This window comes from Achromobacter sp. 1011811831, assembly GCF_059760905.1.
In genome coordinates this window covers 111427-132035 of record NZ_JCBANG010000002.1, presented here as the reverse complement: position 1 = coordinate 132035, position 20609 = coordinate 111427, and the positions used below count along the sequence as shown (strand labels likewise).

20 protein-coding genes and 1 tRNA gene are annotated in these 20609 nt (G+C 67.8%); 10 read left to right on the top strand and 11 right to left on the bottom strand.

The genetic code is table 11. The annotated features are described in order from the left end of the window. Positions 1 to 62: 62 nt before the first annotated feature. Complete coding sequence (locus AC6LJ9_RS01545) at positions 63 to 950, top strand: alpha/beta hydrolase (RefSeq protein ID WP_498146210.1); 888 nt, start codon at positions 63 to 65, stop codon at positions 948 to 950. Positions 951 to 1035: 85 nt separating this feature from the next. Here AC6LJ9_RS01545 and AC6LJ9_RS01540 read toward each other — a convergent pair whose 3' ends face one another. Continuing rightward, positions 1036 to 1512: a multidrug/biocide efflux PACE transporter gene (locus AC6LJ9_RS01540; RefSeq protein ID WP_498146209.1), complete on the bottom strand. Its 477-nt coding sequence runs from the start codon at positions 1510 to 1512 to the stop codon at positions 1036 to 1038. A 111-nt stretch (positions 1513 to 1623) separates the two neighbouring features. On the opposite strand from AC6LJ9_RS01540, the gene AC6LJ9_RS01535 reads away from it, so the two are divergent. Continuing rightward, positions 1624 to 2487 carry a LysR family transcriptional regulator gene (locus tag AC6LJ9_RS01535; RefSeq protein WP_212312360.1) on the top strand — a complete coding sequence of 288 codons (864 nt, stop codon included), beginning with the start codon at positions 1624 to 1626 and terminating at the stop codon, positions 2485 to 2487. A 12-nt stretch (positions 2488 to 2499) separates the two neighbouring features. Here the strand turns inward: AC6LJ9_RS01535 and AC6LJ9_RS01530 are convergent, their stop codons facing one another. Then, the gene (locus tag AC6LJ9_RS01530) at positions 2500 to 3276 is read right to left on the bottom strand and encodes a ChbG/HpnK family deacetylase (protein WP_498146208.1); all 777 of its coding nucleotides are present in this window, start codon (positions 3274 to 3276) and stop codon (positions 2500 to 2502) included. A 75-nt stretch (positions 3277 to 3351) separates the two neighbouring features. On the opposite strand from AC6LJ9_RS01530, the gene AC6LJ9_RS01525 reads away from it, so the two are divergent. Beyond that, complete coding sequence (locus AC6LJ9_RS01525) at positions 3352 to 3747, top strand: GtrA family protein (RefSeq protein ID WP_498146233.1); 396 nt, start codon at positions 3352 to 3354, stop codon at positions 3745 to 3747. Here the strand turns inward: AC6LJ9_RS01525 and AC6LJ9_RS01520 are convergent. Both AC6LJ9_RS01520 and AC6LJ9_RS01515 read right to left on the bottom strand, forming a co-directional pair. After that, positions 3707 to 5290, bottom strand: coding sequence for an ArnT family glycosyltransferase (locus AC6LJ9_RS01520; protein WP_498146207.1), 1584 nt, complete (start codon positions 5288 to 5290; stop codon positions 3707 to 3709). The genes AC6LJ9_RS01525 and AC6LJ9_RS01520 overlap by 41 nt on opposite strands. After that, entirely contained in the window at positions 5290 to 6342 is a 1053-nt protein-coding gene (locus AC6LJ9_RS01515) for a glycosyltransferase family 2 protein (RefSeq protein ID WP_498146206.1), read from the bottom strand. The genes AC6LJ9_RS01520 and AC6LJ9_RS01515 overlap by 1 nt, the downstream gene beginning before the upstream one ends. 281 nt (positions 6343 to 6623) lie before the next feature. Here AC6LJ9_RS01515 and AC6LJ9_RS01510 point away from each other — a divergent pair, with 281 nt between their 5' ends. From AC6LJ9_RS01510 to AC6LJ9_RS01490, 5 genes are all read left to right on the top strand, one after another. Then, a complete protein-coding gene (locus tag AC6LJ9_RS01510) occupies positions 6624 to 7115 on the top strand; it encodes a GNAT family N-acetyltransferase (RefSeq protein ID WP_212312425.1) in 492 nt (163 codons plus the stop codon). 174 nt (positions 7116 to 7289) lie between these two features. Continuing rightward, positions 7290 to 8495, top strand: coding sequence for a sodium/glutamate symporter (gene gltS, locus AC6LJ9_RS01505; RefSeq protein WP_212312355.1), 1206 nt, complete (start codon positions 7290 to 7292; stop codon positions 8493 to 8495). Positions 8496 to 8497: 2 nt separating this feature from the next. Continuing rightward, complete coding sequence (locus AC6LJ9_RS01500; RefSeq protein ID WP_498146205.1) at positions 8498 to 10006, top strand: TAXI family TRAP transporter solute-binding subunit; 1509 nt, start codon at positions 8498 to 8500, stop codon at positions 10004 to 10006. A 42-nt stretch (positions 10007 to 10048) separates the two neighbouring features. Further along, positions 10049 to 10315 carry a hypothetical protein gene (locus AC6LJ9_RS01495; RefSeq protein ID WP_498146204.1) on the top strand — a complete coding sequence of 89 codons (267 nt, stop codon included), beginning with the start codon at positions 10049 to 10051 and terminating at the stop codon, positions 10313 to 10315. 2 nt (positions 10316 to 10317) lie between these two features. Continuing rightward, on the top strand, positions 10318 to 10788 hold the full coding sequence (locus AC6LJ9_RS01490; RefSeq protein ID WP_103272425.1) for a YaiI/YqxD family protein: 471 nt from the start codon (positions 10318 to 10320) through the stop codon (positions 10786 to 10788). A gap of 51 nt (positions 10789 to 10839) precedes the next feature. On the opposite strand, the gene AC6LJ9_RS01485 is transcribed toward AC6LJ9_RS01490, so the two are convergent. The 7 genes from AC6LJ9_RS01485 to AC6LJ9_RS01455 all read right to left on the bottom strand — a co-directional run bounded on the left by AC6LJ9_RS01485 (position 10840) and on the right by AC6LJ9_RS01455 (position 18193). Continuing rightward, the gene (locus tag AC6LJ9_RS01485; RefSeq protein WP_103272424.1) at positions 10840 to 11007 is read right to left on the bottom strand and encodes a tellurite resistance TerB family protein; all 168 of its coding nucleotides are present in this window, start codon (positions 11005 to 11007) and stop codon (positions 10840 to 10842) included. Positions 11008 to 11416: 409 nt separating this feature from the next. After that, positions 11417 to 11491: transfer RNA gene (locus AC6LJ9_RS01480), tRNA-Val, on the bottom strand. A 77-nt stretch (positions 11492 to 11568) separates the two neighbouring features. Continuing rightward, positions 11569 to 12285 (bottom strand): DNA polymerase III subunit epsilon, encoded by a 717-nt coding sequence (dnaQ, locus tag AC6LJ9_RS01475; protein ID WP_498146203.1) that lies wholly within the window; start codon positions 12283 to 12285, stop codon positions 11569 to 11571. Positions 12286 to 12295: 10 nt separating this feature from the next. Then, the gene (locus AC6LJ9_RS01470) at positions 12296 to 15412 is read right to left on the bottom strand and encodes an efflux RND transporter permease subunit (protein ID WP_212312350.1); all 3117 of its coding nucleotides are present in this window, start codon (positions 15410 to 15412) and stop codon (positions 12296 to 12298) included. Between the two features lie 36 nt (positions 15413 to 15448). Continuing rightward, the gene (locus AC6LJ9_RS01465; protein WP_498146202.1) at positions 15449 to 16534 is read right to left on the bottom strand and encodes an efflux RND transporter periplasmic adaptor subunit; all 1086 of its coding nucleotides are present in this window, start codon (positions 16532 to 16534) and stop codon (positions 15449 to 15451) included. A 370-nt stretch (positions 16535 to 16904) separates the two neighbouring features. Next, positions 16905 to 17366 (bottom strand): ribonuclease HI, encoded by a 462-nt coding sequence (gene rnhA / locus AC6LJ9_RS01460; RefSeq protein ID WP_212312348.1) that lies wholly within the window; start codon positions 17364 to 17366, stop codon positions 16905 to 16907. A gap of 47 nt (positions 17367 to 17413) precedes the next feature. Then, positions 17414 to 18193, bottom strand: coding sequence for a class I SAM-dependent methyltransferase (locus tag AC6LJ9_RS01455; protein WP_498146201.1), 780 nt, complete (start codon positions 18191 to 18193; stop codon positions 17414 to 17416). 20 nt (positions 18194 to 18213) lie between these two features. On the opposite strand from AC6LJ9_RS01455, the gene gloB reads away from it, so the two are divergent. Both gloB and AC6LJ9_RS01445 read left to right on the top strand, forming a co-directional pair. Further along, entirely contained in the window at positions 18214 to 19035 is an 822-nt protein-coding gene (gene gloB, locus AC6LJ9_RS01450) for a hydroxyacylglutathione hydrolase (protein WP_498146200.1), read from the top strand. A 7-nt stretch (positions 19036 to 19042) separates the two neighbouring features. Then, on the top strand, positions 19043 to 20461 hold the full coding sequence (locus tag AC6LJ9_RS01445) for a transglycosylase SLT domain-containing protein (protein ID WP_103272417.1): 1419 nt from the start codon (positions 19043 to 19045) through the stop codon (positions 20459 to 20461). The last annotated feature ends 148 nt before the right edge of the window (positions 20462 to 20609 follow it).

Sequence of the window (20609 nt, the reverse complement as noted above, 5' to 3'; positions counted from 1 at the left end):
GCTCTAGCCGCCCTTCCGGCGCCCTGGGGAACCACCCTTGGCGCCCAACCGTCGCACCGAACATGCCCGCCTTGTCCCGCCCCGCCTTCCGCCGCCTGATCGGCGTCGCCGTGCTCGCCACCGCCAGCGTCGTCGGCTGCACACAGCTCGACGCCTGGCAACGGCAAAGGATCTTCGCGCCCGAACCCCAGCCCCAGACCTGGTGGCGCGAACCTGCCGCCGGCACCGAGGTCTTCGACCTGGATGTCGGCAGCGGCGAACGCGTGCGCGCCTGGTACTGGCAAAGTCCGCGCGCCGACGCACCTACGGTGCTCTACCTGCACGGCGCGCGCTGGAGCCTGAACGGCGCCGCCTTCCGCATCGAGGGCTGGACCCGCATGGGCTATTCGGTGCTGGCGATCGACTATCGCGGTTTCGGCGCGTCCACGCCGCGCCTGCCGTCCGAGGCCACCGCGCAACAGGACGCCGTCGCCGGCCTGCGGGAACTGGCCCGGCGCCAGCCCGACCCGTCGCGCCGTTTCATCTATGGGCACAGCCTGGGCGGCGCCATCGCCATCGACCTGGCGTCCCGGCCCAACCAGCCGCCGTTCGCCGGCCTGATCGTCGAATCCAGCTTCACCAGCATCGGCGCGATGCTGGCCACGATGAAATGGGGCAAGCTGCCCGGCGCCAGCCTGCTGATCACGCAGCCCTTCGATTCAATCGAGAAGGTGGCGCTGATGCGCACGCCCATGCTGTTCATGCATGGTACCGCCGACCGCGTGGTGCCACACACCATGAGCGATCAACTGTACGAGGCGGCCCACAACGTCACGCCCGGCCTGAAGCGGCTGGTGAAGATCGAAGGCGCTTCGCATTCGGGCGCGTTCCGCAGCGGCGCGCAGTACGAAACGGCGGTGGGCGCCTTCATGCGCGACGCCTCGCGGGCCTACGGCCGCAAGCAGGGCTAGCCGCGCAAGACGACTGGGCACACCCCGCCAGCTGCGCGCGGACGCCCGGATACGCCGCCAGGGAACCTGGTTGCGCCGGTTTGGCTCAGCGGGGCGTGACCGCGGCCGCCTCGCACGCGTCGCCACGGCGGCGCTCCAGCCAGCGCATCACCCGCGAACGGGATTTGTCGTAGGCCAGGTTGTAGAAAAACGCGTAGGGCAGGTAGAACAGCACCAGCGCGATATCCAGCACGAAGGCCTGCCACAGGGTGATTTCCAGCCACCACGCGGCCAGCGGGATCACGATCAGGATCAGGCCCAGTTCGAAGCCGAAGGCGTGGATGACGCGCAGCCGAAGATTGCGCGTCAGGCCATAGCGGTTTTCCAGGCGGTCGAAACCGGCGTTGTAGATCATGTTCCAGACCAGCGCGATCCAGGCGATCACGGCGGTCAACACGCCCATTTCGAACAGCGATTTGCCCATGGCCCATGCGGCGACGGGCGCGCACAGGCCGATGGCCAGGATTTCGAACAGGAAAGCGTGCAGGAATCGTTCTTTGAGGGTTTTCTTGGCTTGCGTCATGGACCCACCTGAGGTCGTTTGTTTCATCAACGGGGCAGATTGTCCACGACTATTCCGGTACCATAAAGATGGTTTCCATCGGAAAAACCGATAACACCATGAGCCCCCATCATGCGCCACTCCCTGGAATCGCTGGCCGCCTTCGCGCTGGTGGCCGCCGAAGGCTCGTTCTCCGCCGCCGCCCGCAAGCTGGGCAAGAGCCAGTCCACCATCAGCGAGACCATCGCCAACCTGGAGGTGGACTTGAATGTGTCCCTGTTCGACCGCCGCCAGCGGCAGCCGTCGCTGACCGAAGCCGGCCAGGCCCTGTTGGCGCAGGCGCAACAGGTGCTGGCGGCCAATGACCGGCTCAACCGCTGCGCCAGCCAATTGTCCGAAGGACAGGAACCCCGGCTGACCGTGGTGCTGTCCGATACCTTCCAGTCCGAGACCTTCGCCACCATGCTCCGCCAGATCGACCGGCGCTATCCCACGCTGCGGTTCGAATGCCTGATCGCGGAATACGAGGACGTCGTGGCCCTGGTGCAGCAGGGCCGCGCGCACCTGGGCCTGATGGCGGCGCAGGACAGCTATCCGCCGGACGTGGGCTATTCGGCGTTGAAGGAAAAATCGGAGCTGGTGCTGTGCGTGGGCCGTGGCCACCCGCTGGCCGCCTTGCCGCACGTGTCCAGCGAGCAGCTGCGCGCGGAACGCGAATTGCGGCTCAGCACCTACGAACTGGACAACAAGGACGATAGTCCGGCGCAATCGACCTGGTCGGCGCCGGGTTATCTGATGCTGTGCGAAATGGCCAGCCAGGGATATGGCTGGACCGAGCTGCCGCGCTGGATGGTGCAGCGCTACGGCGCCGATCAGCTGGTGGAGCTGCCCGTGCCGGGCTGGCCTCGGCACACCCGGGTGGACGCCGTCTGGTCCATGCGGCGCGCGCTGGGTCCCGCCGGCGCCTGGCTGTTGCAGAGCCTGATCGAGGCGTGAGACCGCGCGGGATCAGTGCGGCGCGGCGTCCAGGCGCGCGATGCGCACGCCGTTGGTGCGCAGCCATTCGCCCATCTTCGGGCAGGCCAGCACTTCGTATTCCGCGCGGCGCTGGCGCGACATGGCGCAATCGCCGCTGCTGTCCTTGGCGGGATGGCACATCAGCAGATCACCGTCGCAGGCATTGAAAAGCCAGTTCTGCAGCAGCTCTGCATAATGCCGTTTGCCGCCCTCGAATCCATAGACGCCCAGCATGCGCCGATTGGTGCGCAGGCCATCCCTGGCGGCGTCCCGTCCCAGCGCGGCAGCGCCCAGCGCGCCGATCACACGGGCCTTGAACGATTCCTTGAGCGGAATGCCGCTGAGCACGCCAGGCGCGGTCTGCCGAAGCCAGGGCATGCGTCCGCCGTAGCGACGCTTGAGCAAGGCCAGCAGGCGCTGACGGACGACTGGCAACTGATGCACATGCTGGTGGCCGTCGACATAGTCGGGCATGCGCCCGAACGCGGCCTCGAAAGCGTCGAACTGGCGTTCGAGCTGCGCATCGACCCAGGCGGCGTCCAGCCGTCCGGCATAGGCGCGCATGATCAGGCGGGACAGGGGCGGCATGATCTCGGCGCCATCCGACAGCGTCTCGGTCAGGTTCAGGTGCAGCCCGAGATCGATGTCGCACATGGCCAGGCGCGCCGCGTTCGCCTGGAACGTCGGCCCCAGCGTCAGGCAGCTGACCGCGCTCATGCGCCCCAGCCCGGCCAACGAAATCATGGCTTCATCGATGTCGGCGTTCATGCCAAAATCATCGCCGCACACAATCACGTGCTTGATCAAGAACTCACCCCGTACTTCCATATCTGCACGCCCCGCATGCGCGCCCTGTTCAAACAACTCGTTTTTTTTGTCGCCGTCGGATGCGCTGCCGCCGCCACGCACTGGGCGGTGGCCGTGGCCTGCGTCGAACTCTCCGGCGCGGCGCCGCTGGTCGCCAACCTGCTCGGCTGGCTGGTCGCATTCGCGGTGTCCTTCATTGGACACTACCGGCTCACGTTCCGCCATAGTCGCATACCCTGGACGATAGCCATCCGACGTTTCTTCCTCGTGTCCGCCGCGGGCTTTCTGGTCAACGAGGGCGCCTATGCCTGGCTGCTGCACGCCACGGCGCTCCGCTATGACGTGCTGCTCGCCTTGATCCTGATCGGACTGGCCGTGCTCACATTCGTGGTCAGCCGGCTTTGGGCGTTCCGCCACAAACCCGCTGCCTGAGCGCCGGCCCGCCCTCGACCTTCCAGATCAGGAACTTGACGCTGGTCGCCGCCGGCGTCAGGCCTTGCAGCGCCGGGTAGTCCGCCCCGTCAGAATTGTTGCCCCAGACCCAGTAGCGAGCGCCGTCCGGCGCGGCGCACAGCCTGGCCTTGAATTCCTCGTTGCTGATCAGCACCTGCCTGCCCATCGCCGGATCGAACTTGGCGGCGTCGTACAGCTCCTTGCGCCAGTTGTCGCGGATGGGGATTTCGGGATTGAGCCAGTCATCCACCACCCATGACGGCTTGGGCGCGCGCATGTAGAGCGCAAGGTCGAACGGATAGGCATGCAGGGACACGAAGGTATCGTCCGCCTGCAGTTGCGGCCGGATCACATCGGCCAGGGGTTCCGCGCTGCCCCGGGCGTTGTGTCCGGCGATACCCACCGCCAGCACGCAGATGAAGGCGCCAGCGCTGGCGCTGATGCGCACCAGCCTGGGCGTGATCGTGTCGTGCTCATTGCGCCAGGCGGCCACCACCACCTCGGCCAGCAGGAAGGCCAGCGGCGGCAAGGTCGGCAGCACATAGCCCACCAGCTTGGACGCCGGCAGCGAGAAGAACGCCAGAATGACCACCGCCCAGATGGCCGCCAGCAGGCGCAGCTCGCGCGTCGGCCCGGTCCAGAAGGTCTTGCGCAGGATGCCGCCGCCCCACAGGGACCAGGGCAGCGCCAGGCCGACAATCACCGGCAGGTAGAACCAGAATGGCTGGGCATTATTGAACCCGGCCGCGGCGAAGCGCTGGAAGTGCTGGTAGACGAAGAAGTAATCGTAGAAGCCCGAGAAGCGCGTCTGCATCAGCCAGAACCACGGCACCGCGACCGCCGCGAACAGCAGCAGCGCGGGCGGCCAGACCAGCGCCTTCAGGCCGCGCCAGCGCTTGCCGGCCACCAGCCAGATGAACAGGACGGCGCCAGGCAGCACCAGCCCGATCAGGCCCTTGGCGAGCACGGCCAGGCCGGCCAGCGCCGCCGCGGCCAGCGACATGGCGCGATAGGCCTGGCCCCGCTCGGCCCGCAACGCGGTCTCTGCCGCGGCCAGCACGCACAGCGAGATCATGCCGGCCACCAGCATGTCCAGGTTGGCGAACTGCGCGCCACCGTAGAAGAACGGCATGCTGGCCAGGATCAGCGTGGTCATGGTGGCGGTGGCACGATCGCGATGGCGCAACACGAAGAAATACAGCGCGATCGACGTGCCCCAGGCGGCCAGCCAGGACGGCAGGCGGGCCAGCCACGGATGCGGCCCGAACAGCGCGAAGAAGAACTCCGACAGCCAGTAGTACAGCGGCGGTTTGTGGAAATAGGGCATGCCGTCCAGCAAGGGCACCCCATGCGAACCGGCGCGCAGCATGTCCCAGGCCACGCCGGCGTAGCGGCCCTCGTCGGGCAGCGTCAACGGCCGGTACCAGATCAGGGCGGCCAGCCAGGCGCCGATGACAAGCAAGAACCATCCCGCCGGCGGCGTCCATTCGGAGCGGGCCGGCTGTTGCATGATCTTGGCCATCAGTCCGTCGCCCCGTCGCTGGAGACGGGGCGTCCCTGTCTGCGGCGCACGACATACAGCGGCCGCCCTTTGACCTCATCAAAAATGCGGGCGACGTACTCGCCCACCACGCCCAGCGAGATCAGGTTCACGCCGGCGAAGAACAGCACGGCCGTGACGATAGTGGTCCAGCCGGAGACCGGGTTGCCCAGCACCAGATACTCAGCCACCAGGTACGCGGCGTAGCACAGGCCAAGCAAGGCCATGAGCACGCCGGCCAGGCTGACCATGCGCAGCGGCCAGGTCGTGAACGCGGTCAGGCCGTCCAGGGCCAGGCGGAACAGGCGCAATCCGCTGAAGCGGCTGCTGCCATGCAGGCGTTCGTCTGGCGTATAAGGCAGGGCTTCGCCCTTGAATCCGACCCAGGCGTACAGCCCCTTCATGAAACGGGTGCGCTCGGGCAAGGCATTGAGCGCGTCCACCACGCTGCGATCCATCAGGCGGAAATCACCGGCGTGAGCGGGCACATCGACGCCACGCGCGCCGCTCAGCAGCTTGTAGAACCAGCGCGCGCCGGCGCGCTTGGCCCAGGACTCATCGGCGCGGGTCTCGCGCACGGCGTAGACCATTTCGGCGCCCGCGGCCCAACGGGCCAGCATCTGCTCGATCAGCGCGGGCGGGTGTTGCAGGTCGGCATCCAGGCAGATCACGGCATCGCCGGTGGCCGATTCCAGGCCCGCGCTCAGCGCCGCCTCCTTGCCGAAATTGCGCGACAGCTGCACGTAGCGGAAGCCCGCGTGCTCGGTCCATTCCTGCATCAGCGCCTCGGTGCCGTCGGTACTGCCATCGTCGGCGACGATGATCTCCCAGCTCGTGCACAAGGCAGACAGCCGGTTGCGCAGCAAAGGCAGCAGAATGCCCAGGTTGGCGCTTTCGTTCAGACACGGGATGACGCAGCTCACCCTGGCGTCATAAGGCGCCCGCGCGGCCGCCACGGACCGGGCGGCCCCGAGCGGGAACACGTTGGGCAATATTTGGGGTGGCACGGAAGCAGACCGGAATTGGCTATGCATGGGCTCTCTGTCGTAACTCGTAATACGGGGTACTGTGGCGGGCAGTATGAGCAGGGCCTCGTTGAATTTTCATGAAATGCCGCCGAGCGCCTGGCTGCGGAAATGCACGTGTGAACCAGTCTAGGGATCCCGGCGCCGCAATGAATAAACTCGCGTTCAGTTCCCGTAAAACTATGTCCCCAATTTGTAAAGCCGCGTAAAAGCAGCACTTCCCCGCCCACCGGTAAAATGCGCGGAAGTCTTTGTTTTCACAGGTTGTTATGCATTATCAAGTCCGCCCGATGCGGCCCGGCGACGTGGACGGCATTCTTGCCGTCCAGGCCCTGGCCTACCCCGGTTTCCTGCTGGAGAGCGCCGGATTCTTCCTGAACCGGCTCGCGCTCGCGCCCGGACACTGCTGGATCGCCGACGGCGCGGAATCCGGCACGCTCGGCTATCTGATCTCGTATCCCTGGGACGCGGGCCTGCCGCCCGTGCTGGATGTCGAGCTTGACGTCCTGCCCGACGGCGCCGACCACTGGTTCCTGCATGATTGCGCGGTGTCGCCGGCGGCCCAAGGCTTGGGCGTGGGCCAGGCGTTGCTGCGGCAGGCGGCCGGCCAGGCCGCCTCGCAGGGTCTGCTGCGCGCCAGCCTGGTGTCGCTGCAAGGCGCGGTGAGCTACTGGCGCCGCCACGGCTACGCGCCCGTGGACGCCGGCGCCGCCGGACTGGCCGAAAAGCTGGCCGGCTATGGGCCGAACGCCAGTTACATGGCGCGCGCCTTCCCGTTCTGAATCCGGGGGCCCCGCCCCCCTTCCGGCAGGCGCGCCGCCTGCCCACGCCCGTATGCCGCCGGCGGCCACGACATGGCCGCGTGACCTATTAAGATAGGACGCAGCTTTGCGATACGGCGGCGACGGCTCCGACAGCCTGAATTTGCTGCGCCCAGACAGGGCGCGAAGGATTCCATGATTTCTCTCACGCCCGTCCAATCCCTGCTGGCCTGCTGCCTGGTGCTCGTCATCGGCCGCGTCCTGACCTCCCGCATCGGCGTGCTGGCGCGCTACAGCATCCCCGATCCCATCGTCGGCGGCCTGCTGTTCGCCATCGCCGCCTACCTGCTGTCGAACTGGGGCGGCGTCAGCGTCTCGCTGGACACCAGCATCCGGCCCACGCTGCTGCTGCTGTTCTTCGGCTGCATCGGCTTGACCGCCAACCTCAAGCTGCTCGCCAAGGGAGGCCCGCGATTGATCGCCTTCCTGCTGGCCCTGATCCCGTTCCTGGTGCTGCAGAACGCGGTGGGACTGGGCATGGCCTGGCTGCTGGACATGCACCCGCTCATGGGCCTGCTGGGCGGCACCATCACGCTGGTCGGCGGACACGGCACCGGCGCGGCCTACGCCACGCGCTTCGCCGACTTCAACAACATCCAGGACGTGATGGCGCTGGCCATGACTTCCGCCACGCTGGGCCTGGTGCTGGGCGGCGTGGTCGGCGGCCCGGTCGCCGAATGGCTCATGCGCCGCCACAAGCTGGCCGGCAGCCTGGACCATGCCGCGGCCAGCCATGACGCGCCGGACCTGAGCGAGGAACAGGCGCCGTCCACGTCCGGCTCGTTCATCGTGTCGCTGACCGCGGCCTTCATCTGCCTGGCGCTGGGCGGCTATCTCGCCACGCTGGTCGAGAATGCGCCGGTCAGCCTGCCCAACTTCCTGTGGTGCCTGGCCACCGGCGTGCTCATCCGCAACGGCGGCGCGCGCCTGGGGCTGAAGCTGGACGACCGCGCCACGGAGATCATCGGCACCGTCGCGCTGTCGCTGTTCCTGGGCATGACCATGATGACGCTGGACCTGTCCAGCGTGGCGCGCCTGGCCGGGCCGCTGGCGCTGATGCTGGCGGTGCAGACGCTGTTCTGCGCGCTGTACGCCTCCCTAGTCATGTTCCGCGCGCTCAAGCGCGACTACGAGGCCAGCATCATGTCGGCCGCCTTCTGCGGCTTCGCGCTGGGCGCGACGGCGACCGCCATCGCCAACATGCAGGCGTTGACGCGCCGCCACGGCCCCGCGCCCGAAGCCTTCATCGTGGTGCCGGTGACCGGCGCCTTCCTGGTCGACATCCTCAACGTGATCGTGCTGACCTCGCTGATCTCGCTGCCGTTCGTGGGAGGGATGTAAGCATGCTCAAGCGCATCGCCCTCATCGCCCTTTGCCTGACGCTGGCCGCCTGCGGCCGCGCCCCCGATACCGACGCGCTGCGCGCCGACGTCGAGCGCGGCCTGACCGCCACCTACGGCGCGGACCAATTCAAGATCGCCGACCTCAAGCGGCGCGGCTCGGCCGCGGACAGCACCGCGCCGGCCGGCGAAACCCGACGCGTGGTCTATTACGACGTGGAACTGCGGCTGAACCGCGACATCACGCTCGGCGCCTGGGACAAGCCCGGCGCCGCCTCGCTGGTGACGCTGCTGGGCGCGGGCCCGCGCAGCATCAGCGGCGTCAAGTCCAGTGGCAACCAGGCTGGCGACCGCATCGTCGCGCACGCCAGCGCGATCTACCGCAAGGACGGCGACGCCTGGACCCTGGTCACGCCAGCCGGCTTCAAGGCCGCCGAAGCGCCCACGCTGGATAGCGGCACGCCGCCCACCGTCACGCGCCAGTTGCTGGACACGCTGGACCAGATCACGCACTCTGTCGCCTACAGCGCCTCCAGCACCGCGCAGCATGTCGTACAGCAGGAGCTGGAACGCTCGGTGTCGCGCATCAACGGCCGCCTGAGCCGGCTGCAGCACGGCTATCCGCTGGCCGGCGGGCCGGACCGAGGCGAGTACGTGGCCTTTGCCCGCGCCCTTGCCGGCGCCAGCCGCTTGCAACAGATCCGCATCACCCCGCTCATCACCGGCGGCGGCGCGGAGAACATTGCGCTGCTGCGCGCAGGCGACGTAACCGTGGCGCTGGCCCAGGCCGACACCGCCCGCCTGGCCTACGAAGGCAAGGGCCCCTTCGCCGACCAGGCGCCGTTCTCGTCGCTGCGCGCGCTGGGCAGCCTGTATCCGGAAATGGTGCACATCGTGGTGCGCCGGGACGCCGGGCTGCGCAACGTGCGCGACCTGAAAGGCAAGCGCATCGCCCTCGGTCCGCAAGGCTCGGCCGTGCGCGCGACGCTGGAACGCGTACTGGCCGCGCATGGCATGCAGGCCGGCCGCGACTACACGGTGGTCGACACGCCATTCAGCGCCTCGCTGCCGGCGCTGAATGCCGGCGACCTCGATGCCGCCGCCCAGGTAATCGGCGTGCCGGCCACGCCGCTGCGCGACGCCCTGGCCCAGGCCAAGCTCCAGCTGCTGCCGCTCGATCCCGCCGCCATCAAGGCGCTGACTGCCGGCGAGGACGGTGTGCTGATGCCGATCGACATCGCCGCCGGCACCTATCCGGACCAGCCCGTAGCGGTGGCGACGGTAGGCACGGCCGCCCTGCTGCTGACCACGTCCGAGCTGACCCGCGATGAGGCGCTGAGCATCGTGCGAGCCGTGTACCAGACCGGCCAGGACCTGCTGGCAGGCGGCTCGCCCCAGGGCGCTCAGGTGGGCGTGGCGACCGCCCGGCGCGGCCTGAGCGTGCCGCTGCATGACGGCGCGGAGGAAGGCCTCAGCGCCCTGGAAAACCCCAAAACGCCAACGCGGCCCTAGGCGGCCTGCGTATATGATGGCGCTCCCTCACAGGAAATCGCGATGAACAAATTCGATCTGCAAAAGAACCAGGCCCTGAAACTGGCCGGCCAACTCAAGCAATCCGGCACGCCGGACCGCTTCGGCACGGCCTCCCAGCTGCCCGACCGGCGCGAACAGCGCAAGCTGGACCAGGCCGCCGGCCTGGTGCCCTTCCCGCTCAAGCTGTCCCAGGTCCACGCCGACCAGATCCGCGCCATGGCCGTGGCCCGCGGCGTCTCGACCAACGAGATCGTGGCCGAACTGCTGCAGAAAGCGCTGGACGCCTGAGCATGCACATCTGGGTCGATGCCGACGCCTGCCCGGTGGTGGTCAAGGACATCCTGTTCCGCGCCGCCCAGCGCGCGGGCCTGCCCTTGACCCTGGTGGCCAACCAGCCGCTGCGCACGCCGCCCTCGCCCCTGATCCGCGCGGTCCAGGTGCCGCGTGGCTTCGATGTCGCCGACGCCCACATCACGCAGCACGCCGAGGCCGGCGACCTGGTCATCACGGCGGATATCCCGCTGGCGGCCGACGTGCTGGCCAAGGGCGCGATGGCGCTCAGCCCGCGCGGCGAACGTTACGACGCCGGCACGATCCGTGAACGGCTGGCGATGCGCGACATGATGGAAGAACTGCGTTCCAGCGGCGTGGACATCGGCGGCCCGCCGGCCCTCAGCCAGGCGGATCGCCGCGCCTTCGCCAGCCAGCTCGACGCCATCCTGGCGCGCGCCGCCCGCGCGGCCGCGAAATCCGGCGCTTGATTCACGCCCGCGCGTACCGCGCGCAGGCTGCGCCAGGGCGTCCTCGCCCCGTCAATTGAACGTGATGTAGGCCTTGTAGATGATGGTGCCCAGCGCGGTCACCAGGCCGATGCCCATCAGCCCCATGCCGATGTTGCGGTCGCGCAGGCCAAAGCCCAGCAGCATGAGCGCCACGCCCGCCACGATGATGATCAACATGGTGTTGGTGTCGGGGTGCATGGCGTTCTCCTGTTTTCGTGTCCGGTCCGCGGCTGCGGACCGGCGCCGCCTCATCGCGCCGCCAGGCCGAGGCTGCCTGCCCGGCTGGCGGCCCGTCGGGGCCGCGCTTTCATGATAGGCATGCGCGGGCCGTGGCAACGACAAGCCCAGGAACGATGATTGAGGTAGATCAAGAATGCCTGCCGCCGCTCGGCAGCCAGGCGCATGCCCGGCCCGCAATCGCGCGGCGGCATGAGGCGTGAAAAGATGGAAACCGCGCGTTGCGCAATCGGCGATCCGCCCAGCCGGCGCAAAGAAAAAAGCCAACCCGCAAAGGTTGGCTTTTTTGATCCCGCTGAGCGAGCAAACTGGCTGATGCCGGGTTCTTCGCTTCGGGATGCCAGGCGCCGCAAGCGGCATCTGGTGAAATTGGTGGGTGGTACAAGTTTCGAACTTGTGACCCCTGCCGTGTGAAGGCAGTGCTCTACCACTGAGCTAACCACCCCGAAAGAGGCGAAATATTAGCACGTTTTTTTCTGGGCGTGCAAGTCGGTCGCCAATTTATTTGTTGGCGGCGCGAATTCAGCCCGCCGCCGGCTCCATCTTGCGCCACAGGCATTCGCCGCCTACGGACTTGTCCAGCGCCGCCAGATATCCTTCGTGCTCGGAAAGCTCGGCGGCATCCGCGCGCAACACCGGCAGCCCGGACGCATCGAACTTGGTCAGCACCACGCCCGCGCCGCCGGCCGAGGCGTCTTCCTCGACATCGATCAGCAGCGCGTCCTGGCCGCGCGTCATGGCCAGCCAGACCTCGGCCAGCAGCTGCGCGTCCAGCAAGGCGCCGTGCAGCGTGCGGTGCGCGTTGGAAATGCCGAAACGGTCGCACAGCGCGTCCAGCGAGTTGCGCTTGCCGGGGAACAGCGAGCGCGCGTGCAGCAGCGAATCGGTGACGGTCTCGCAGTATTCGGTGATCGGCTTGCGGCCGGTCTTGGCCAGTTCGGCGTTGAAGAACTTCACGTCGAACGCGGCGTTGTGCGCGATCAGCTCGGCGCCGGCGATGAACTTCACGAACTCGTCGGCCACGTCGGCGAAGCGCGGCTTGTCCGACAGGAACTCGGTGGTCAGCCCGTGCACCGCCAAGGCCTCGGGATCGCTGTCGCGGTCCGGGTTCAGGTAGATGTGCAGGTTGTTGCCGGTGGACATCCGGTTGACCAGTTCCACGCAGCCGATTTCGACGATGCGATGGCCCTGCGCGGGGTCCAGTCCGGTGGTTTCCGAGTCAAAGATGATCTGGCGCATATGTGTAAAGCTATTCCGACGCTGGGGCCGACGCCGCGGACGCGGGAGCGGCCGGCGGCTGTGCCGGGGCTTGCGGTTGCGTGCCGCCGGCATGGCCGGGTTTCTGCCGCGCGGTGGCGATCAAGGTATAGGCCACCGGCACGACGAACAAGGTCAATAGTGTACCCAGCATCAGCCCGCCCACCAGGACCCAGCCGATCTGCTGGCGCGATTCGGCGCCGGCGCCGTGCGACAGGGCCAGCGGCACGGTGCCCAGCACCATGGCGCCCGTGGTCATCAGGATGGGACGCAGGCGCAGCACGCTGGCCTCGGTCACGGCCTCGAACAGTTCCCTGCCCTCGTCGCGCAGCTGATTGGTGAATTCGACGATCAGGATGCCGTGCTTGGTGATCAGACCCACCAGCGTGATGAGCCCGATCTGGCTGTAAATCGACAGCGTGCCGCCGCTCAGCCACAGCGCCAACAGCGCGCCGGTCATGGACAGCGGCACCGACAGCATGATGATGAAGGGATTGCGCCAGCTTTCGAACTGCGCCGCCAGCACCAGGTAGATGAAGGCCAGCGCCATGGCGAACACCAGGTAGATGCTGCCCGAGGAATCGCGGAACTCGCGCGACTGGCCGTCCAGGTCCGTCACCACCGTGGTCGGCAGCACCTCGCGCGCCACCTGGTGCATGTGCGTCAGCACCTCGCCCAGCGCATAGCCGGGCGCCACCGCGCCGTCGATCTTCACGGCGCGCAGGCGGTTGAAGTGGTTGAGCGACTGCGGCGACACGCCCTCGTGCACGCCCAGCAGATTATCCAGCTGCACCATGCTGCCGTCGCGCGCCCGCACGTAGATGCCGGAGATATCCGTGGGATTGGCGCGGTCGCGCGGTGTCACCTGCACGATCACGTCGTACTGCTCGCCCTCGTCCTTGTAGCGCGTCACCTGGCGCCCGCCCAGCATGGATTCCAGCGTCCGGCCAACGGTGTCCACGTTGGCGCCCACGTCGGCCATCTTGTCGCGGTCCACCCGCACCCGCAGTTCGGGCGTGTTCAGGCGCAGGTCGGTGTCCAGGTTCATCAGGCCCGGATACTTGCGCAGCTCCGTCAGGAACACCTCGGTCAGGCGCGCCAGCTCGGCATACGAGGCCTGGCTCATGATGATGAACTCGACCGGCTTGGAACGGGCCGACTGGCCCAGCGACGGCGGGTTGGTCGGGAAGGCGCGCACGCCCGGCAGCGAGGCGAACTTCGGCTGCAGCTCCTGGGTGATGGCCTGCTGCTTGCGGTTGCGCTCTTCCCAGGGTTTGAGCCGCAGGATGGCCGTGCCGTCGGTGACCGTGGGAAAGCCCACCGTGACCTGGCTGCCGCTGGCTTCGCCGATGTCAGCGTAGAACTGCTCGATGCCCAGCATGCTCTCCAGCGTGTAGTTCAGCGTGGCACCCTCGGGCGCGCTGACGATGCCGAACACCACGCCGCGATCCTCGATCGGCGCCAGCTCGCTCTTGACCACCTTGAACAGCACGCCGCTGGCCGCCGCCACGGCCACGCCCACCGCGACCACCGCCCAGCGGTGCCGCAGCGACACGCCCAGCGCTTTGCGGTAGCCCTTGCCCAGGGCTTCGAGCCAGCCTTCGATCAGGTTGTACCAGCGGCTGTGGCTGCTCTGGTGGCGCAACAGCACCGAGCACATCATCGGCGTGAGCGTGAGCGCGACGAAGCCCGACACCAGCACCGCGCCGGCCAGGGCCAGCGCGAACTCGATGAACAGCCGGCCGGTCCGGCCGGTGGCGAAGGCCAGCGGCGCGTACACCGTCACCAGCGTCAGCGTCATCGCGACCACGGCGAAGCCGATCTCGCGTGAACCCTGCAACGCGGCCTGCTTGCGCGGCATGCCATCCTCGATGTGGCGGAAGATGTTCTCCAGCACCACGATGGCGTCGTCCACGACCAGGCCGATGGCCAGCACCATGGCCAGCAGCGTCAGCGTGTTGATCGAAAAGCCGAACAGGTACATCAGCGCGCAGGCGCCCACCAGCGACACCGGGATGGTGACGATGGGGATGATGCTGGCGCGCAGGTTGCGCAGGAAGAAGAAGATCACCAGCACCACCAGGATGATGGCCTCGACGATGGTGCGGAACACCGAATCGATGGAGCGTTCGATGAACACCGACGAGTCATAGGCGATGTTCAGCTTCATGCCGGGCGGCAGGTTCAGGTTCAGCCGCTCGACTTCCTCGCGCGCCGCCTTGGACAGCTCCAGCGGATTGGCGGTGGACTGCCGGGTGACGCCGATATTGATGGCGGGCTTGCCGTTGAAGCGCGACAGCACGCGGTCGTTGGCCGCGCCGATCTCGATCCTGGCCACGTCGCGCAGCCGCACCGGATAGCCCTTGACGTTGGCGACGATCACATTCTCGAACTGCTTTGGCGTCTGCAAGTCGGTGGACGACACCACCGAGAACTCGCGCGCCCGCGACTCGATGCGGCCGGCCGGGATCTCGACGTTTTGGCTACGCAACGAGGCCTCGACGTCCTGCACCGTCAGCCCGTAGGCCGCCAGCTTGTCGCGGTCCACATAGATGCGCATGGACGGCAGCCGCTCGCCGAACACGCGCACCTCGGCCGCGCCGGGCAGCACCGACAGGCGCGTCTTGATGTAGCGGTTGATGTAGTCGGAGGTCTGGATGGCGGACAGCGAGCCCGATTCGACGGCAATGTAGATGATGGGCTGGGAATCGGCCTCGACCTTGCCGATGATGGGCTCGTCGATCTCGTCGGGCAGGAAGCGCCGCGCGCGCGAGACCTTGTCGCGCACCTCGGCCGCCGCCGCGTCCGGATCGCGCTTCAGGTTGAACTTGATGTTGATCAGGCTGCGCTCGGAGCGGCTGCGCGAGGTCATCACGTCCACGCCCTCGATGCCGGCCAGCTGGTCTTCCAGCGGCTTGGTCACCTGGGACTCGATCACCTCCGGCGAGGCGCCCTTGTAGGTAGTGTCCACCGACACGATGGGCTCGTCGATCTTGGGGTACTCGCGCACCGTGAGGCGGGAATACGAGATCAGGCCGATCAACACGATGATCAGCGACAGGACCGATGCGAACACCGGCCGCTGGATGCAGGTTTCGGAAATGCGCATGGCGAACCGCCTTGAAGAATGGCTGGGACCGGCGCCTCAGGCGCCGTCGCCCACGATCTGGACGGGCGCGCCGTCGGTCACGCGCTGCAGGCCGGCCACGACCAGCTGGTCGCCCTCGCCCACGCCCGTCAGGATCTCGACCAGGCCTTCGCGGCGCTCACCGATGGTCACGGCGCGCCGCTCGGCCACGCCGTCGCGTACCCGATAGACGTACTGCGCCTGGCCCGAAGGCGTCAGCGCGGCCTCCGGCGCGACCAGCGCCTGGTCCTGCGCGAACTGCAGTTGTACGCGGGCGAACATGCCAGGACGCAGCACCGCGTCGCGGTTGGCCACCGTGGCCCGCAGCAGGATGGAACGGCCGCCGGCATCGACCAGCGGACTCACGGCATAGACCAGCCCGGGCCGATCCTCGCCGGGCAGCGCGTCCATGCGCAAGGTCAGCTGCTGGCCCACGCCCACCTTGTTCAGATACATTTCCGGCACGCGGAAATCCACCTTGAGCGGGTCGATGGCTTCCAGCGGCGCCAGGTCCTGCCCCTGGTTGACGTAATCGCCCACCGACACGCTGCGCAGGCCGGCGATGCCGGAAAAGGGCGCGGTGATGGTCATCTTGTCCAGGCGTGCCTGCGCCAGCGCCACGGCGGCTTCCTGTACCTTTAGCGAGCTGGCGGACTCGTCCCGCGCCTTCTGGCTAACGAAGCCCTTGCCCTGCAGCTCGACCGCGCGCCGGTAATGCGTCTGGGCCAGCGTCAGATTGGCCCGCGCCTGCGCCAGCTCGGCGCGCGGCACGGAGTCGTCCAGGCGCACCAGCGCCTGCCCGCGCGCCACGGGCTGCCCTTCCTTGAAATCGATGCTCTGGATGCGACCGGCCACTTCCGGCCGCAGCACCACCGACTCGTCCGAGCGCAGGCTGCCCACGGCCGAGATGCCGCGCGCGAAAGGCACCTGCCTGACCGCGGCGACTTGCACCCGTTGCGCCGCCGGCTTGGCGGGCGCCTGCGTGGACGCAACCGCCTGCGGCGCCCCCGCGCCAGACGCGAACCAGCGCGGCGCATAGACGCCCAGCGCGGCCCCGACGACCAGGCCCGCCGTCACGGCGGCCAACAACGCCGGCTTATTCATCGCGCGACGCTCCCTGGACGGCGCCCTGCCCCGCCGCGGCAGCGGCAGGCCCGGACCAGGCCTGCGCCAAGGGCGCGGCATCGCGCGCCCGGTCCTGTACGGATGCCCCGCGTCCAATCGAGACGCGGCCGGCGCGCGCGGCGTCCGCGGCACAAGAGATATTTTTCATCACGATGGAGATGGCGTCGTGGCGGCGCCGGCCGGTCGACCCCGCCCGTTCGGGCGCCGCGGGAACAGATTAGAGGGTAGGCACTGTAGCACCCGGATTTACATACTGGAACAATCCGGAAGCGCGATGAAAGAACTAAATCGACCCGATTCCCTGGATTTCAGGGTATTTCCCAATGCCACCCCGGGCGCGACGCGCCATTCAGGAGCGCCGCGCCACTTCCACGCCCTGGTTGGCCAGCTGATCCGCGCGCTCGTTGCCGGGGTCGCCGGCATGCCCCTTGACCCAGCGCCAGGACACCTGATGGCGCCCCACCTGCTCGTCCAGCGCCTGCCAGAGTTCGGCATTCTTCACCGGCTTCTTGTCCGCCGTCATCCAGCCGCGACGCTTCCAGTTGGCCAGCCATTCGGTCATGCCCTTCATCACGTACTGGGAGTCCGTGTGGATGGTGACGACGCAGGAGCGCTTCAGCGCCCGCAGGCCCTCGATGACGGCCAGCAGCTCCATCCGGTTGTTGGTGGTCTGGCGCTCGCCGCCGTGCAGCGTTTTTTCGTGGGCGCCGGCGCGCATCAGCACGCCCCAGCCGCCCGGCCCCGGATTGCCCTTGCAGGCTCCGTCGGTCCACATTTCCACTTTCTGTTCTATCGGCTTGCTGTCCTGCATAGGGCTGGCTGGAGTTCCTGTTGATGCGATACGCGAAAGCGGCCGGCTCAGGAGCGCGGCCAGTCTTGGTCGGCCTGGCGGTTGACCACCACGGAAGCGGCGCGGGCGCGCTTGCGGCGGGTTTTCCAGGCAGGCCCAATGATACGCATCCCGGGCACCCGCTTGACGGCCGACACCAGATACACGGCGCCGCCCAGGCTCCACCAGCGCGCCCCGGCCGACTCCAGGAAGCCCCAGCGACGCAGCCATTTCTCGCTGCGGCAGGCCGGTGCGTAGCAGCCGAAATGGCTTTGCTTGACCTCCAGCGACAGCAGCTTGAACCAGTCCTTGAGCCGAGGCAGCGACACCTGAGACGACGGCGGCTGCGGCAGCCAGGGTTCCATGCCGGGCATGCGCGTGCGCGCGCCCCACATGCTCCAGGGGTTGAAACCGGAAATCACCACGCGGCCCTCGGGCACCAGGACCCGCTCGACCTCGCGCAGCACATTGTGCGGCTCGGCGGTGCATTCAAAGGCATGGGGCAGCACCAGCAGGTCCACGCTCTGCGATTCGAACGGCAGCGCCTCGGGCTGGGCCAGCACCACGCGGGATTGCCAGGACTCGGCATGCTCGGGCGCTGGCGCCTCGGTGCCCACGCAACCCTTGAAGGGCATGCGGTTCGCCCGCAGCAGGTTCCAGTCGGCCAGCCCCACCTGCCAGGCGTAGTAGCCGAACACGTCCGCCACGGCCGCGTCGAACTGCGCGCGCTCCCAGGCCAGGACATATTGCCCCGGCGGCGTCTGGAACCATTCGGCCAGTTCTACAATCGGCGGAGTCTCTTCTGCCACGTTCGCTATCCTTCTATCCCATGCAAGCCCAGACCGCCCCCGCAGGCGGCCGCGAGCCTACTGCCGCGGTCTTGCCGCTACCCGCCTTCAACGACAACTATATATGGGCCATCGTCCGCGGCGGCCAGGCCGCCGTGGTCGACCCCGGCGAGGCCGGCCCGGTGCAGCGCTTCCTGGAGCAGCAGGGCCTGACGCTGCGCGCCATTCTACTCACGCACCACCATGGCGACCATGTCGACGGCGTGCTGGAATTGTCCCGCAACGCGGACCTGACCGTATACGGCCCCGCCCGCGAACGCCTGCCGCGCTGCGACGTGCCGCTGGCCGAAGGCGACCGGGTGACGCTGCCCGAGCTGGACCTGGACCTGTGCGTGCTGGACGTGCCCGGCCATACCGCCGGACATATTGCCTACACCGGCCGCGCGGCGGGAATAGGACCCGTCCTATTCTGTGGCGACACTCTGTTCGCGGGGGGCTGCGGCCGCCTGTTCGAGGGAACTCCTGCGCAAATGCTTGATTCCTTGGAAAAATTTTCCGTTTTACCGCCAGATACACAGGTTTTCTGTGCGCACGAGTACACTCTAGCGAACTTGCGCTGGGCCTTGGCAGTAGATCCGGCCAACCGCAGCCTTCAACAGTGCTATCAGCGGGCCCAGCATCTCCGCGCGGCAGGTCTTCCCACGCTTCCTTCCACCATTGGCCAGGAACGCGAGGTCAATCCTTTCCTGCGCACCCAGCAAGTCGATGTCGTGCGTGCCGCAGCAAGCTGGGCCGGACACGGCCACCCTACGCCGGTAGAGGTTTTTGCCTCCCTTCGTGAATGGAAGAACGATTTCAAGTGACCGCCCGATGAATCTATCCCGACTCCTTCTGCCACTGATGCTGGCAGTCCTCGCCGGTTGCGCAGGAACCAAATCCCACGACAGCAAGAACCTCACCACCAACTCCCAAGGGCGCTACATCGCCCGCGACACGTCCCGCACGGTCGACCTGACCAATCCGCCCTCGGACGCCTGGGACCGCATCCGCCGCGGCTTCGCCATCCCCAACCTGAACACCGAGCTGTCGCAGCAGTGGACGGACTATTACGCGTCCCACCCCGAATCGGTTCAGCGCATGGCCGAGCGCGCCGGCAAGTACCTGTATTTCATCGTCGACGAGATCAACCGCCGCGGCCTGCCGACCGAGCTGGCGCTGCTGCCCTTCGTCGAAAGCGCCTACAACCCCACCGCCCTGTCGCGCGCCCAGGCCTCCGGCCTGTGGCAGTTCGTGCCGGCCACGGGCCAGCACTTCAACCTGAAGCAGGACTGGTGGCGCGACGAGCGCCGCGATCCCATCGCCTCGACCAACGCGGCGCTGGACTACCTGGAAAAGCTGTTCGAAATGCAGGGCGACTGGTACCTGGCCCTGGCCTCGTACAACTGGGGCGAAGGCTCGGTGCAGCGCGCCATGGCCAAGAACGAGGCCGCCGGCCAGCCCACCGACTACCTGTCCCTATCCATGCCGGACGAGACCCGCAACTACGTCCCCAAGCTGCAGGCCATCAAGAACATCATCGCCGACCCGCAGCGCTACGCGGTGGCGCTGCCGCCGGTCGGCAACACGCCCTACTTCGTCACGGTGCGCAAGAACAGCGACATCGACCTGGAAATCGCCGCCAAGCTGGCCGAGATGCCGCTGGACGAGTTCAAGGCGCTCAATCCCTCCTTCAACCGCCCGGTCATCCGCGGCGACCACGCGCCCACCCTGCTGCTGCCGGCCGACCGCGTCGAGATCTTCAACGCCAACCTGACCAACTACAAGGGCGACCTGAGCGCCTGGAAGGTCTACCACTCGCGCCGCGGCGAATCCTACGCATCCATCGCCAAGCGCTTTGGCGTCAGCGAGGCCAAGCTGCGCGAAACCAATGACATCGGCTCGCGCCAGAAGGTCGCGGCCGGCCAGTCCATGCTGGTGCCGGGCGACCCCGGCCCCGGCGGCATCCAGGTGGCCTCGCTGGCCCCCGCCGTCGGCGCGCTCGATTCCGCGCCGGCAAGCAGCAGCAAGGCCGCGCCACATGGCCGCGCGACGCCGACGCCTCCGGCGCGCGTCTCCAGCGCCCGCCCCAACGTCCGCACCCACAAGATCCGCCAGGGCGACACCCTGTTCTCGCTGGCCAAGCAGTACGGCACCACGGTCGACGCGCTGCGCGCGCTCAACAACCTGAAGGGCAACGCCCTGAAGGTGGGCGGCCAGCTGCGCGTGCCGGGCACCAACGCCCGGGGGTAGGGGAGCCCACCCCCGAGCGCTGCGCGCTCCCCCCTCCAGGGGGCGCCGCTGCGGACCGGCAAAGCCGGCTCCGCGCGGCCCTGGTCTGGCGCGGCCCCGGGTTGGTGCGGTTCGGCGCTTACGTGGCCCCGGTTTGGCGTGGCTGGCT

Bases quoted from the DNA above. Each gene is read 5' to 3' on its own strand.
- AC6LJ9_RS01485 (WP_103272424.1), bottom strand. From the start codon at position 11,007: ATGCACCCCGACACCAACACCATGTTGATCATCATCGTGGCGGGCGTG.
- AC6LJ9_RS01520 (WP_498146207.1), bottom strand. From the start codon at position 5,290: ATGGCCAAGATCATGCAACAGCCGGCCCGCTCCGAATGGACGCCGCCG.
- AC6LJ9_RS01500 (WP_498146205.1), top strand. From the start codon at position 8,498: ATGCTCAAGCGCATCGCCCTCATCGCCCTTTGCCTGACGCTGGCCGCC.
- AC6LJ9_RS01525 (WP_498146233.1), top strand. From the start codon at position 3,352: ATGCGCGCCCTGTTCAAACAACTCGTTTTTTTTGTCGCCGTCGGATGC.
- AC6LJ9_RS01515 (WP_498146206.1), bottom strand. From the start codon at position 6,342: ATGCATAGCCAATTCCGGTCTGCTTCCGTGCCACCCCAAATATTGCCC.
- AC6LJ9_RS01495 (WP_498146204.1), top strand. From the start codon at position 10,049: ATGAACAAATTCGATCTGCAAAAGAACCAGGCCCTGAAACTGGCCGGC.
- gltS (WP_212312355.1), top strand. From the start codon at position 7,290: ATGATTTCTCTCACGCCCGTCCAATCCCTGCTGGCCTGCTGCCTGGTG.
- AC6LJ9_RS01535 (WP_212312360.1), top strand. From the start codon at position 1,624: ATGCGCCACTCCCTGGAATCGCTGGCCGCCTTCGCGCTGGTGGCCGCC.
- AC6LJ9_RS01530 (WP_498146208.1), bottom strand. From the start codon at position 3,276: ATGAACGCCGACATCGATGAAGCCATGATTTCGTTGGCCGGGCTGGGG.
- gloB (WP_498146200.1), top strand. From the start codon at position 18,214: ATGCAAGCCCAGACCGCCCCCGCAGGCGGCCGCGAGCCTACTGCCGCG.
- AC6LJ9_RS01545 (WP_498146210.1), top strand. From the start codon at position 63: ATGCCCGCCTTGTCCCGCCCCGCCTTCCGCCGCCTGATCGGCGTCGCC.
- rnhA (WP_212312348.1), bottom strand. From the start codon at position 17,366: ATGCAGGACAGCAAGCCGATAGAACAGAAAGTGGAAATGTGGACCGAC.
- AC6LJ9_RS01490 (WP_103272425.1), top strand. From the start codon at position 10,318: ATGCACATCTGGGTCGATGCCGACGCCTGCCCGGTGGTGGTCAAGGAC.
- dnaQ (WP_498146203.1), bottom strand. From the start codon at position 12,285: ATGCGCCAGATCATCTTTGACTCGGAAACCACCGGACTGGACCCCGCG.
- AC6LJ9_RS01465 (WP_498146202.1), bottom strand. From the start codon at position 16,534: ATGAATAAGCCGGCGTTGTTGGCCGCCGTGACGGCGGGCCTGGTCGTC.
- AC6LJ9_RS01470 (WP_212312350.1), bottom strand. From the start codon at position 15,412: ATGCGCATTTCCGAAACCTGCATCCAGCGGCCGGTGTTCGCATCGGTC.
- AC6LJ9_RS01540 (WP_498146209.1), bottom strand. From the start codon at position 1,512: ATGACGCAAGCCAAGAAAACCCTCAAAGAACGATTCCTGCACGCTTTC.
- AC6LJ9_RS01510 (WP_212312425.1), top strand. From the start codon at position 6,624: ATGCGGCCCGGCGACGTGGACGGCATTCTTGCCGTCCAGGCCCTGGCC.
- AC6LJ9_RS01445 (WP_103272417.1), top strand. From the start codon at position 19,043: ATGAATCTATCCCGACTCCTTCTGCCACTGATGCTGGCAGTCCTCGCC.